Here is a 13,068-nt window from a genome sequence, read left to right as displayed (position 1 = left end):
CAGCTTCAAACGCAGCCAATAGCTTGTGTCAGACTCACGTTAGAGAACTATCCGTGACAGCGAGGTTGTCCTTCAGTGGTCGCAATCTCGCCTGCTTCCATCAATTGCTTAAAGCGGCGAAGTTCATCTCCAACTTGCTGCTCTGGCTCCTCACCAAACAGCTTTGCTAAAGCAGCAGTCAATCGACCACCTGCAATCTCATACTCCATCACCACTTTCACCTCAGTCCCACGATCGCCTGGTGCAGGCGTAAACCGCACAAATCCCGAATTATCAACATCTGCACCTTCAATCGATGCCCAAGCAATCAAATGATTCGGTTCATCTTTGATCAGGTCTGCATCCCATTCGACCTCTTGACCCAAGGGCGCATTTGCAACCCAGTGAGATCGCTTGCCACCTTCGCTCACGGTGATCGACTTGACGTGCTTCATGAAAGTTGGCAAGTTTTCAAAGTTACGCCAATAGCTGTAAAGCTCTTCTGCGGGCTTATTGATTGTGACAGTCTTCTCAACTTTCATGGCTTTATTGAGTCCGACTGCATCACTCACTTTGTCGGTTAAGCTTTTCTCAGCCGTTGCGCCATGATAAGCAAGGCTTCCGCCTGCGATCGCCGTCAATACGCCTCGAAGCGATCGTTTTTGTAGACCAAATAGCACCATTGCGCTACCGCCGACGATCGATGCCCATTTTTCGGTATCGGTCAACGATGGCGGTTGAGATTCAGAAGAATTGATTGTTTTGTTTGATTCAGTTTCCATAAAGACTCACGTAGATTGAAACAGCGAAGTCGAAAGTAGTGAAACCTTCGACTTCGGTAGAACTATGCGCCTGTTGTGGCAGGACGGCTAGAAGGTCTGGGAGATCCCGGAGTGCGATCGCCCAATCGGTCTTTGTAGAGATTCGCAATTCGCTGCTCATCTCTTGCCAAAGTCACTTCTATTCGATCGAAAATCTCAACCGTTGCTGGATCAGTTAGCTTATTGCGGAGATTGTAGGTATCAACCACACCCGTTTGTAGATCACCTAATGCACGCCGCAAGATTTCAACATCGGTCTGATCATTTTGGAAGAATGATTTGACGCTGGCATACAGATTGCTGACTGCAGCAGGAAGCGAAGGAGTTTCGTTAAACAGCCCTAATCTTGCTTCTAACTGTTGGATGTGTTGCTGTTTGTGCTGCAAAATCTCTTGAAACAGTTCCTTCATGGCATCATCGGTGGCATTATCCGAATAGTGCTGGAATGTTTCCAAGCTGTAGCGCTCTCCTTGAATGGCAGTATTCAAAGCCTGCACAATCTCGCTTCTGCTAGAACCGCCCCATTCTTCGCCGAGCTTCCACCAGCCCGCATCCATATCGCTAACCGGAGGCAATGTTGTATCGGGAATGTTGAGATTTAACTGCTGAAGAATTGCAGTCACAAAAATTGGTAGATCACCCGGACGACGAGAGGTAATGAGATTGTCATCAATCACCAAGGGTTCATCAACAAACTCAGCACCCGCATTTTGCATATCTTTGCGGATCGCACGGAATCCAGTTGCCCGAACGCCATCTAACATATCGCCCTCAATCAGAACTTGAGGACCATGACAGACCGAGGCAACTAACACACCATTCTCAAGTGCATCTTCGACAAACTGAACTGTTTTCAGATTCGTCCGCATCTTGTCGGGTGCATGACCACCAGGAATGATGACGGCATCAAAGTCAGTTGCGATCGACTCTGTAGTCGTCGCATCGGCTTTCATGTTGAGCTTGCCTTGCTTGCCTTTGTATTCTTCATTCACCCGCGAACCGAGTACCACCACTTCGGCTCCTGCTTTTTTCAGCGCATTGTAGGGAAGCTGAAATTCGGCATCTTCAACCCCTTGCTCGATTAGAATTGCAACCCGCTTTGGCTGCGTGTCCATCACCATTGCCGCTTCTCCTTGTGTCTAGACTTGCCTTTACCTAAACTTCTGTGTCCCAAAAATTCGCAATTCTCGGCTTAAACAGGCTTTCTACAAACTAAAGAAAAATTCTCGATCGCTCCTCATTCAAATGACAGAGGCAAAAGTCCCTCCTGAGATGGATCAAGGAACTTTCTATATGAGGAGACTGCTCAGATTGCAATTCGTTAACTTAACAATTGTGCGATGCCTTACGAGCGGGAGAACACGATGACTTACAACAAAAGCAATCCAGGATATCAAGACATCTCTGATGATGCCGATCTAGAGGCAGCGTTACACAATCTAGGCGGCGATGTCTACGACGAGGAGGATGACCTCGAAGAAGAGCAAGACTTTGGAGATGTTCCCCAAGAATACACCGAGTCTTATGGTACGGGTGTTGTAGAAATGCCAGGCTATACGATCGGCGGTCGAACAATGCGCGATCGCGAAAGTGAGCTGAATGAAGCTTCTGCGGTGTTAACGGGTGGCGATATTGATGCGAACTATGAGCAAGCCAACGCGGTTGGAGACGAATCTGTTGGCGGAACAGTATCGACCCCGGATATGGACATTGTGGACGAGATAGGACGTGCAGTAGGTTTGGAGATGAGTGACTACAACTATCTGCACACCAATGAGATTTTAGAAGGGCGCGATGACCGCAGATGGGAGCTTGAGCCTTCTTCTTCCGAAGACTACGAAGACCGTAGAAACGATGAAATTTAATTCTTTTAAAAAACAATGAACTTAAAACCGATTAATCAACAAGTTGTAGCAGTCGTTGGAGCTTCTAGTGGTATTGGTCGCGACGCGGCTCTGAAGTTTGCAGAACGGGGTGCTAAGGTCATTGTGGCTGCACGGAGTCAACAGGGCTTAGCAAGCTTGGTCGAAGAGATTCATCAGCGCGGTGGTGAAGCGATCGCGGTGATCGCGGATGTGGCAGATTACGAGCAAGTCAAAGCGATCGCAGATAAAGCAGTCGATCGCTTTGGTCGGCTTGATACTTGGGTTCATACTGCCGCAACCGGATTGTTTTCGACCTTCGATCGCATCACACCCGAAGAGTTTAAGCGGGTGATTGATGTCAACATGATGGGTCAAGTGTATGGAGCAATGGTCGCGTTGCCGCACTTGAAAAAAGAAGGACGTGGATCGCTGATTCATATTACTTCGGTTGAAGCACGTCGATCGCTGCCTTATCAAAGCCCATATTCTGCTTCAAAGCACGGAACCATGGGAATGATTGATTCACTCCGATTAGAGCTAAAGCATCAAGGCTATCCGATTAATGTTGCTAACATTATGCCCGGAGTAATCAATACTCCGTTCTACACTAAAGGCAAGACAAAACTTGGTGTTAAACCAATGGCAACACCCCCTTTCTACAATGCCAGCTTAGTGACAGATGCAATTCTATATGCTGCTGAACATCCCGTTCGCGATTACATTGTGAGTGATGTTGGCAAGGTGTTAGATGTTGTTCAACGGATTTCTCCAGGTTTGGTCGATACTGCATTGTTAGCGATCGGATTCGTTTCACAACGCACCAAAGAAGAAAAGGGCGAGGACGATCCGAACAATCTGTACGAAGCAATTCAAGAACCGGGATACGATCGCGTCAATGGCGACTATAGCAATCTTGAAATTCCCAGCTTCCTCGACCACATTGATAAAACTCCATTGTTCTCGCTCGGCGTACTTGCGGCGGCTGTTCTCGGCGGATTAGCATTCTTCAGTGGATTCAACGACCATAGTTAAATGCTCAAGAGTTAGATGTTCAAGAGTTAGATGTTCAAGAGTTAAGCGTTCAAGTTCTCATGCTGTTCAACCTCTCGAATGTGGGACAAGTCTAACTTGTCCTGCATTTTCTTTTCTAACTATCACACCAATGGCAAGAAAACGCTCTGTCTCAATCCAAAAACTCGCTCAAACTCATCTCGGCTACGATGACCTCAGACCCGGACAAGAAGCTGCGATCGCATCCGTCCTAGAACATTGCGATACTCTAGCTGTGATGCCAACCGGATCAGGTAAATCAGCAATCTATCAGCTTGCCGCCACAAGGATTCCTGGATCAACCATTGTTGTTTCTCCACTGTTAGCGCTACAAAAAGACCAAGTGGAGTCGATCGACAAAGAAGATATTGATGTTGGGAATGCAGCAGTGATCAATTCAACGATCACAGTATCAGAGCGGGCTGAAATCTTCGATCGCTGGCACAATGGCAAGCTTGAATTCCTGTTTCTTGCACCCGAACAATTCAACAATACAGACACAATCGAACATTTACAAGCGGCTCCACCTTCGCTGTTTGTGATTGATGAGGCGCACTGTATCAGTGAGTGGGGACATAGTTTCCGTCCGGATTATCTTCGATTAGGAACCGTGATCGAAGCATTAGGACATCCCACAACATTAGCTTTAACCGCAACTGCATCACCGCCTGTGCGTGAAGAAATCATTCAACGCTTAGGCATGAACAATCCGAGAATTATTGTTCGAGGCTTCGATCGTCCGAATCTGCGCTTAGCCGTTGAGAACTATGATGATGAAGCCGAAAAGCAAGAAATTTTTGTCAAACGCATTCAACAATTAACAAAGCCGGGGATTGTTTACGTTGCGACTCGCAAAGCAACTGAGTCATTAACGGATGCACTGAATCAAGTGGGAGTTCGAGCGATCGCTTACCATGCCGGACTCAAAACCAAAGAGCGCGAACAAGCTCAAAATGCGTTTATGTCTGACGAAGCAGAAGTAATTGTGGCAACCACTGCATTCGGCATGGGTGTAGATAAATCGAATGTTCGATTTGTGCTGCACTATAACATTAGTGATTCGATCGATAGTTATTACCAAGAAATCGGACGCGCCGGACGAGCTGGTGATCCCGCAAACATTATTTTGTTTTATACGCCCCATGATTTGAACTTACGCAAGTTCTTTTCAGGAGGTGGAAAGCTTGATATCGATCAGATTATTGAGCTTGCTAACATTGTTCGACAACAATCAGAACCCATTCATCCAAAAGCCTTAAAACCCCTAATCAACCTATCTCAGGCAAAGTTAAAGATAATCTTAAGCCATCTAGAATTTTTAGGTGTGATTGAAACGCTTCCAACCGGAGAAGTGAACCTCAGCGAGAACGCACCAGACTTAACACAAGCCGCGCAAGAAGTGTTACAAGCACAAGAGCGTAAGATTAAAGTCGAGCGATCGCGCCTCGAAATGATGCGGAGTTATGCTGAAGTGCAAGACTGCCGCCGCAAGTTTCTCCTGAACTATTTCGGTGATCCCCGTGAAGAATTGTGTGGAAATTGTGACAACTGCTGTGCCGGAATTGCGGCTCAACAAAACGATTCCCGCAAACCCTACCCCCTCAACAGCCGAATCCTGCATAAATCCTGGGGTGAAGGCACGGTGATGCGCTACGAAGGTGACAAAATCGTGATTCTGTTTGACGAAGTTGGCTACAAAACCATCAGCCTAGAAGCCGCACTCCTGCGAGGTTTACTCCAGCGCCTCAATACTTAAACGATTTCTCACCTTCCCTCTATAGCCAGAGTCTTAATGTAATCTTCCACGTTACCTTGAGACGATCGAGCTACCTTGAAGAAACGATCGCTTCCTTGCCGTTACAGAGTTAGCAGAGAATTTATATGGCACAAAGTTTTGGTGTAATTGGTCTCGCCGTAATGGGCGAGAACCTTGCGTTAAACGTCGAGCGCAATGGCTTTCCCGTCGCTGTCTACAACCGAAGCCGCGAGAAGACCGATGCTTTCATGGAGCATCGAGCAGGCGGAAAGAATGTCAAGGCAGCGTATACGATCGAAGAATTCGTTGCCTCACTCGAACGTCCCCGCAAAATCCTGATCATGGTGAAAGCAGGTGTGCCTGTGGATGCCATGATCGAACAACTCAAACCGCTCCTCGATGAAGGCGACATCCTAATCGATGGCGGTAACTCGCTATTCAGCGACACCGCCCGCCGAGCGCGTGAGCTTGAAGCCGCAAAATTTACCTTTATTGGAATGGGGGTGAGCGGCGGTGAAGAAGGTGCGCTGAATGGTCCGAGCTTGATGCCCGGTGGAACTAAGTCCGCTTACGAATTTTTAGAGCCGATTTTCACAAAGATCGCGGCGCAAGTCGATGATGGGGCTTGTGTAACCTATATTGGCCCGGGTGGCGCAGGTCACTACGTCAAAATGGTTCACAACGGCATCGAATACGGCGATATGCAGTTAATCGCAGAAGCCTATGATTTGTTAAAGAATGTCGGTGGACTCAATCACAACGAACTGCATGAAGTCTTCAGCGAATGGAACACGACTCCAGAACTGAACTCTTATCTAGTCGAAATTACCGCAGATATCTTCAAGATTCTTGATCCCGATACGCAAAAGCCGCTTGTCGATTTCATTCTCGATGCTGCGGGGCAAAAAGGAACCGGACGCTGGACAGTGACCGATGCACTGGAACAAGGCGTTGCGATCCCCACAATCATCGCTGCGGTGAATGCTCGAATTATGTCTTCGTACAAATCCGAGCGGATCGAAGCCTCCCAGCAATTGAGCTACCAGAGTCCGAAGTTTGAGGGCGATCGCAAGCTTTTCATCAACGCGGTTCGCGATGCGCTCTACTGCTCGAAAATCTGCTCCTATGCTCAAGGGATGGCGCTGCTGAATGTGGCATCTCAGAACTACGGTTATGAGTTGAACTTGGCAGAATGTGCGCGAATCTGGAAAGGCGGTTGCATTATCCGGGCAGATTTCTTGGGCAAAATTCAAAGCGCGTTTATCGATAATCCAACACTACCGAACTTGCTCCTGGCTCCTGAGTTCAAGCAAACGATTCTCGATCGTCAAGGGGCATGGCGTGAAGTGATCATGGCTGCTGCTCGTCACGGAATTGCGGTTCCTGCATTCAGCGCATCGCTCGACTACTTCGACAGCTACCGCCGCAATCGCTTGCCACAAAACTTAACCCAAGCGCAGCGCGATTATTTTGGCGCACACACCTATCTCCGCACCGACAAAGAAGGCGTATTCCACACGGAATGGACGACTTTGGCGCAAGAATCCGCCTCCAGCGTCTCGACTCCGCAGAAGCTTGTAGCAGACCAACCGCGTCCTCATGCAGAAGATGTTGAGATAAAAGAAGTGCAGACGAATCGTTAGTCAGCTACACTTAAGCCACTAGCTTGGGAACGTTTACATAAAAAGGTCGATCGGGGAATTTTCTTGATCGACCTTTTCGATCAATTCACACGGTTCGAGTTAGTTGATATTCATAAAGCTGCCTCAGCAATCCTAGAATCTTCTCTGCATAAAAAGGATCATCCGAGTAATACCGTCCTAACTGCTCGATTTGAGGTGCGATTCCGCGTTCGATAAACCGAAATCGCGGCGTGACGATCGCTTGATTCAGTGGCTCTAAGCTGGCGTAAGTTTTCAATAGCTGAATATGGGCACGCACTCCAGTTCTAGTGTTGGGAAAAACTGCGCCGCCTGAAGCGCTCCCCACATCCTTGAGCGCAGCAAAGTTGTTCCGGCTCGGCTGAAACACACCTCCAAAGCGAAAAAAATTAGTTTCGATTAAAGCCTGCGTAAATGCGATATCCGGATTCACGCCTTCGATCGTCGCTTCTTCGATATACACATCGGCAATTTCGGGAAAGGCTCTAAATGCTTGGGGATTGTTCTGCTGAAGAAATGCTTTTAAGGTATTTTTTGACAAATAACCGCGTCCCATAATGCGGCTTAGTTTATTTGAGGTCAAAAGCGGCGTTGTTCGTAAAACAACCGTTCGACGGCTAGAACTCCAGCCCACTAAAACGCCCAAGGCTCGTAAATCGATCGCTCGAATGTAAGTGCTATTGTTGCTTGTGATCAGCCGCGCCGTTTTAGAGCGTTGGGCATCAATCTTGAGCTGATTTAACACCTCGATCGGAAGATAAGCACTGCCTTCAATAATCGCCCCTTTGAGATCGAACACCTTGCCATTGATGCTGAGATTGATCGGCTTTGGAGTTTGGTTCCAACGCACTAATCCAGTCGCAATGCCTTGAGCGATCGCCAAGGAGCGAGACCGAACGATCGCTCGATCCTGCGGACTCGTGGCAAACCCGACGCTGAGCGCGATCGCCGGAATCTTCATTTGGCGCACAAACGGAAGGCTACCAAATGCGGTTTCAGTATCAGGTCTGATCCCGCGATCAATCCAGTTCGGCACGTTCATTAAAATTTGATCAATCAGTTGCTCCGCCTGTTGACGGCGCTCCAAACTTCCTGCCCGGTAGAACGCTGCAATGCCTCGTGCATCAGGATTAGAAAATGCATCAGTTTGGATCGATAAAGCTGTATCTCCAAGAGCCGCACGTCGGTTGATCCAAGCGATCGCGGTCTCTGGTGGAAGCTCTATCGGAACCTCTACAACCGTAAAACCTTGCGTTCTTAGCGCCGCTGCCGTTTGGCTCCGGAGACGGGTTAGGCTTGCTGCGATCGAGGATTGCGCCGATCCAGCTAAGTTAACAACAAGAAATACTCGCTTGATCGGTTGAGTTGTAGGTCGAATCGTTTCGAGGCGATCGCGTCTGTTAGAAACACCACCAGTTGAGTCGGGCAGAGACATCCGCTCTGGCGCAACCGCACGATCGTCAGGTCGTTTTCGCTCTGAGACGATGAATGGTTTACAGGACTTAATCTCTACATTCGTGCAATCCGGGCAGCAATTCGACTCGAATATCATGTGTAGTGTTGCTAAGCTGAATCATGTTGACCTCGGTAGATACACAAAATCCCAGCGTCAGCACGATAGAGTGCTTCGACGCGATTTAAGAAGCCCTAATTTCTAAATTCCTCATACTGAGGAACCTTGAACGATACCGGATCGAAGCGTCCTATAAGTGAAAAGTTTAGGCGGCACGCTCCAACTAAACCGCAGCGAAATCTTCATCGATCGACGGAATCTGATCAATTGCTCAGACGCTTTCAGGCGGAAATAGTGCCTTATCCCAAATCTCTAAATACTCGCCACACATCAGCCCTGCACAAATACAAGCCATTACGATTGCACTCAGTTCACCGACTAAGTGAGCGAAAGCTGATGCTTTTGCCAATACATCCGCTCAACATCAATACGACGATACAGATGAGCACCCGTCCTAGAAACATAAGGTTCAATCCCTGCGGCATCCATCCGAGTCCGCACCGTTTTGTGGGAACCCCCCATAATTTTTGCAGCATCGCCCAGCGACAAGAGCTGCTGCCCGATTCTAGTTAAAACCGTCTCATCGTCTTCATTAGCAATCTGCTTCAGCAACATTTCTGCTAAAAGCCAGCATGCCATCGTATCGGCTTCAGCGCGATGCGACTCTCCCACCGGAAATTCAAAGTGTTTGACTAAATTCGGTAAGCTGCGTGATGGCAACTCAGACAGCATCAATCGCGCTAGCTTCACCGTACAAAGCTGCTCTGACTTCGATCGATAAAACGAAATGCCCAATCGCGCATACTCTGATCGAATAAACGGATAGTCAAAGCCAATATTATGCGCCGTCAGTGTTCCCTGCTCTAGCAAAGGTAAACACTTCAGCCAGGCCTCTTCGGGGGCAGGCGCATCTTCTAGCATCTCCTGAGAGATTCCCGTAATGTTGGTGATAATCGGAGAAATTACCACATTAGGGTTAATTAGATAAGTTTCTTGATTGAGAATGCCATCTTTCAAGCTTGCGTTCAAAACAGAGACTTCGATCGCTCGACTCCGCGGCGGTTTGTGTCCAGAAGTCTCTAGATCAACCACCGTCAGCGGACGCGAACAGATATCTCGATAAAACGCAAGCAGATCTGTTGAAAGAGTTGGCATAGTGTGAGTCCGAAAGCTGGAAAACTCCGACCTCTTAAAGAAGTCGGAGTTCTAATCATACAAAGGAGCGAAGCGTTACTTAGACTGAGCAGGCTGACGACGATGACCCGACGATCCCGAAGGTCTCGATCGCTTCACAGGCTTAGATTTAGCTCCCCCGTTCATCCGTCCACCAGACGACTCTTCAGGAGTTGGATCAGTGCCCATCGTAATCCAAGCTGGACGAGTGCGATCGTAGATCATTTGCAGCGCGGCAGCCGCGATCGTATGCGGTTCGTAATCTTCAGCTAACTGAGAGACGATCGGCAAGAACGATGCCACACGCTCACCTGCTAGGGCTTCACGTACTTGAGACTGTAATTTATCTAAGTAGCGAGCTTCGATCTCCGCACGAGTCGGAATCGCTTTGATTTCTAAGCGCTGACGCACATGGTTTTCAATGTCGCGCAGCTTGCGGCGATCAAGCGGATGCACGAGTGAAATCGCAGTCCCTTCTTTACCCGCACGACCCGTCCGACCAATCCGGTGAACATAGCTTTCAACGCTATCCGGCAAGTCGTAGTTAATCACATGAGTCAAGTCATCGACGTGGATTCCACGTGCGGCGATATCAGTTGCCACAACCCACTTGATCTGCTGCTGACGGAACCGCAGCAACAAGCGCTCTCGCTGACTTTGGCTCAGGTCGCCGTGGTATTCATCCACGCTGTGTCCTGCCGCTTGCAGTTGACTGGTGAGTTCTGCCGCAGCGCGACGAGTCCGCACAAAGATAATTGCTGCTTCTGGATCTTCAAGTTCCAGAATCGGCAGAATAGCTCTAGCTTTTGTCCAACCCCGTGGAATCGTGTAGGCCACTTGATTGATTCGCGAGGGTGCCGCCTTCGGTTGTTCAATCGTCACGGTAATCGGCGATCGCAAGAATTTCGTCACCAGCTTGCGAACCGAAGGCTCCATCGTTGCTGAGAAGAACGTGGTCTGACGTTCAGCGGGAGCTTGGTTCAGAATCTTCTCAACATCTTGAATAAAGCCCATATTCAACATCTCATCGGCTTCATCTAAGACAAGCCAATTAAGATCATTGAGTTTGAGATCGCCGCGACCGAGGAGATCGATCACTCGTCCTGGGGTTCCCACAACGATTTGAGCGCCACGACGTAAGCGATCGACTTGCAAATCAATCGATTGTCCGCCGTAGATTGTCACGACTTTGACTCGACGATCGTCGGTAAACGATCGAATTGCTTGGCAAACTTGCATTGCCAGTTCGCGAGTCGGGGTCAGAATTAGCGCTTGGACATTCGGAGATTTGGGATCGATGCGCTCCAGGATCGGTAGACCAAATGCGGCCGTTTTTCCGGTTCCGGTTTGGGCTTGACCGACAACATCCCGCCCCGCCAGTAGATGCGGAATCGCTTGCGCCTGAATTGCAGTCGGAGCTGTAAATCCAAGGTCTTCTAAATGGCGAATCCGGTCTTCAGACAGTCCAAGGCTATGAAAAGAAAGGGTCATTGAGTCTCCTAGTAAAAGTAAGGGTCTTGCGCCGGAGCGACAATCTCGAACTCAGGGACGGTCTTTGCAATCACAGCCAAACCGTCTGAATCGGACATAGAAGCAATTTGCTCCTACAGCATTGCCACTAAAGGCGCGGGAAAGGGGTAAGAAATTAGAAGCGGTGAGGGTCTAACATTCAGAGCAAACGGGGTACATCATCATTTCAACACAGCACTAGCAGGAACGGCGGTCGCGGAGTGCTGGATCAAATCCGCAGCATTCGCAACTCGTCCGTATAGGTCGTACACATCCGCATCGACAATCACCACAGGCACGATCGTGCCGAGTGGAGCATCACCTTCGATGTATACAAGTCCGTCCACATCCGGGGAAAATCGCGCCGATCGTCCGATGCGCTCTCCGGTTTGGGGATTCTCTTGCTCGATCAGCACGTCCACAACTTTGCCGATCTGAGCACGATTCTTTTTGAGGGAAATCGGTTGCTGAAGCTGCATCAAGGCATCTCGACGCGCATCCATGACCGATTGAGCCAGTTGATTCGGCAAGCTGTAGGCAGATGTTCCTTCTTCAGCCGAGAACGTAAACACACCAATGTGATCGAACTCGTGTCGCCCAATAAACTGCTTGAGATGCTCAAAATGCTCGTCTGTTTCGCCGGGAAAGCCCACAATCAGCGTCGTTCTTAACACTGCATTGGGAATTTCTGCTTTCAGCCGTTCGATAATGCTGTCGTTCACCCGACCCTGCCAGGGGCGATTCATCGATCGTAGCACTTCCGGGTGGGAATGCTGGAGCGGTAAATCTAGGTAGGGTAGAACGTTGGGCGTTTCTCGAATTGCTTCGATTACTTTAGGGGTGAGCCCGGTCGGATAAGCGTAGTGCATCCGAATCCAGGGAACATCAACTTTGCCCAAAGCGCGAAGCAGTTCGGCAAGCTTAGGTTCTCCGTAAAGATCTAATCCGTAGTTCGTGGTAATTTGCGAGATTAAGATAATCTCTTTCACGCCTTCTGAAGCCAAGTGTTCCGCTTCTTGGACGATCGACTCAATTGTGCGCGATCGCTGGTTTCCTCGCAAGTGCGGAATAATACAAAAGGCGCATCGATAATCGCAGCCTTCTGAAATCCGCAGATACGCGACACCCTCGGTCGTCGTGCGGTATCGGGGAGTGGTTTCGTCGGCGATATAAGTCGGTTCTTCGGAAACCTCTTTGACGCGCTCTCCAGATTCTGCGCGCTTAATCACATCTACTATCTTATGATAGTCGCCTGTGCCCACAAGCGCCACTGCTTCCGGTAATTCGTCGAGTAATTGTTCTTGAAAGTGCTGCGCCATGCAGCCTGTAATCACAATTTTTTTGTCAGACTCGGCTAACTCCACTAGGGTTCGCACCGATTCTTCGCGGGCAGCTTGGATAAAACTACAGGTGTTGACAATGACGTAGTCGGCGAGTTCTTCGTCTGCATCGACCTGATAGCCTGCTTCGACTAAAAGACCGAGCATGTGCTCTGTATCGATTCGATTTTTTTCGCAGCCCAAATGAGAGAAGGCGATCGTTGGCTTGTTGCCCATGTAGAACTTCGGATAAGTAAGGAAAATGAAACAGAAATCTTCGATCGCAGCGAAGCCTAAAGAATTAGCTCGATCGCTCCCGGAGTTTCCTCACTTTACTCACCACTCGAAGATGCGGTGTGGTCAGACGCAATCGTTTCGCTACACTATGGTCCATCATAGCGCATATCTGAAATATTACGTTG

General features: G+C 48.9%; 10 protein-coding genes. 4 read left to right on the top strand and 6 right to left on the bottom strand.

All coding sequences use genetic code 11. The features are described from left to right. Positions 1-47 precede the first annotated feature (47 nt). Positions 48-761, bottom strand: coding sequence for an SRPBCC family protein (locus tag NC980_RS04105; protein WP_190379849.1), 714 nt, complete (start codon positions 759-761; stop codon positions 48-50). 62 nt (positions 762-823) lie between these two features. After that, a complete protein-coding gene (locus NC980_RS04100; protein WP_190379848.1) occupies positions 824-1,921 on the bottom strand; it encodes a DJ-1/PfpI/YhbO family deglycase/protease in 1,098 nt (365 codons plus the stop codon). Between the two features lie 243 nt (positions 1,922-2,164). Between NC980_RS04100 and NC980_RS04095 the strand changes: the two genes are divergently transcribed. The 4 genes from NC980_RS04095 (at position 2,165) to gndA (ending at position 7,114) form a co-directional block, all read left to right on the top strand. Then, complete coding sequence (locus tag NC980_RS04095; RefSeq protein ID WP_190379847.1) at positions 2,165-2,665, top strand: DUF6335 family protein; 501 nt, start codon at positions 2,165-2,167, stop codon at positions 2,663-2,665. Between the two features lie 15 nt (positions 2,666-2,680). Further along, on the top strand, positions 2,681-3,697 hold the full coding sequence (locus NC980_RS04090) for an SDR family oxidoreductase (protein ID WP_190379846.1): 1,017 nt from the start codon (positions 2,681-2,683) through the stop codon (positions 3,695-3,697). A 130-nt stretch (positions 3,698-3,827) separates the two neighbouring features. After that, positions 3,828-5,471: an ATP-dependent DNA helicase RecQ gene (locus tag NC980_RS04085; RefSeq protein ID WP_190379845.1), complete on the top strand. Its 1,644-nt coding sequence runs from the start codon at positions 3,828-3,830 to the stop codon at positions 5,469-5,471. A 125-nt stretch (positions 5,472-5,596) separates the two neighbouring features. Continuing rightward, positions 5,597-7,114, top strand: a complete 1,518-nt coding sequence (gene gndA / locus NC980_RS04080; protein WP_190379844.1) for an NADP-dependent phosphogluconate dehydrogenase — start codon at positions 5,597-5,599, stop codon at positions 7,112-7,114. Positions 7,115-7,199: 85 nt separating this feature from the next. Here the strand turns inward: gndA and NC980_RS04075 are convergent, their stop codons facing one another. The 4 genes from NC980_RS04075 to rimO all read right to left on the bottom strand — a co-directional run bounded on the left by NC980_RS04075 (position 7,200) and on the right by rimO (position 12,883). Next, entirely contained in the window at positions 7,200-8,684 is a 1,485-nt protein-coding gene (locus NC980_RS04075; RefSeq protein ID WP_190379843.1) for an N-acetylmuramoyl-L-alanine amidase, read from the bottom strand. Positions 8,685-9,023: 339 nt separating this feature from the next. Further along, complete coding sequence (locus tag NC980_RS04070) at positions 9,024-9,800, bottom strand: 3'-5' exonuclease (protein WP_190379842.1); 777 nt, start codon at positions 9,798-9,800, stop codon at positions 9,024-9,026. Between the two features lie 75 nt (positions 9,801-9,875). Continuing rightward, complete coding sequence (locus NC980_RS04065; protein ID WP_190379841.1) at positions 9,876-11,309, bottom strand: DEAD/DEAH box helicase; 1,434 nt, start codon at positions 11,307-11,309, stop codon at positions 9,876-9,878. A 200-nt stretch (positions 11,310-11,509) separates the two neighbouring features. Continuing rightward, positions 11,510-12,883: a 30S ribosomal protein S12 methylthiotransferase RimO gene (gene rimO / locus NC980_RS04060; protein WP_190379840.1), complete on the bottom strand. Its 1,374-nt coding sequence runs from the start codon at positions 12,881-12,883 to the stop codon at positions 11,510-11,512. Positions 12,884-13,068: the final 185 nt, after the last annotated feature.

Source organism: Leptolyngbya sp. AS-A5 (genome assembly GCF_039962495.1).
Classification (GTDB): domain Bacteria; phylum Cyanobacteriota; class Cyanobacteriia; order Leptolyngbyales; family Leptolyngbyaceae; genus Leptolyngbya.
The sequence above is the reverse complement of the archived record's forward strand: the minus strand, read 5'-3'. Positions and strand labels throughout refer to the sequence as shown.

Coding starts and splice junctions, on each gene's coding strand:
- gndA (WP_190379844.1), top strand. CDS start 5,597: ATGGCACAAAGTTTTGGTGTAATTGGTCTCGCCGTAATGGGCGAGAAC.
- NC980_RS04090 (WP_190379846.1), top strand. CDS start 2,681: ATGAACTTAAAACCGATTAATCAACAAGTTGTAGCAGTCGTTGGAGCT.
- NC980_RS04105 (WP_190379849.1), bottom strand. CDS start 761: ATGGAAACTGAATCAAACAAAACAATCAATTCTTCTGAATCTCAACCG.
- NC980_RS04065 (WP_190379841.1), bottom strand. CDS start 11,309: ATGACCCTTTCTTTTCATAGCCTTGGACTGTCTGAAGACCGGATTCGC.
- rimO (WP_190379840.1), bottom strand. CDS start 12,883: ATGGGCAACAAGCCAACGATCGCCTTCTCTCATTTGGGCTGCGAAAAA.
- NC980_RS04075 (WP_190379843.1), bottom strand. CDS start 8,684: ATGATATTCGAGTCGAATTGCTGCCCGGATTGCACGAATGTAGAGATT.
- NC980_RS04100 (WP_190379848.1), bottom strand. CDS start 1,921: ATGGTGATGGACACGCAGCCAAAGCGGGTTGCAATTCTAATCGAGCAA.
- NC980_RS04085 (WP_190379845.1), top strand. CDS start 3,828: ATGGCAAGAAAACGCTCTGTCTCAATCCAAAAACTCGCTCAAACTCAT.
- NC980_RS04070 (WP_190379842.1), bottom strand. CDS start 9,800: ATGCCAACTCTTTCAACAGATCTGCTTGCGTTTTATCGAGATATCTGT.
- NC980_RS04095 (WP_190379847.1), top strand. CDS start 2,165: ATGACTTACAACAAAAGCAATCCAGGATATCAAGACATCTCTGATGAT.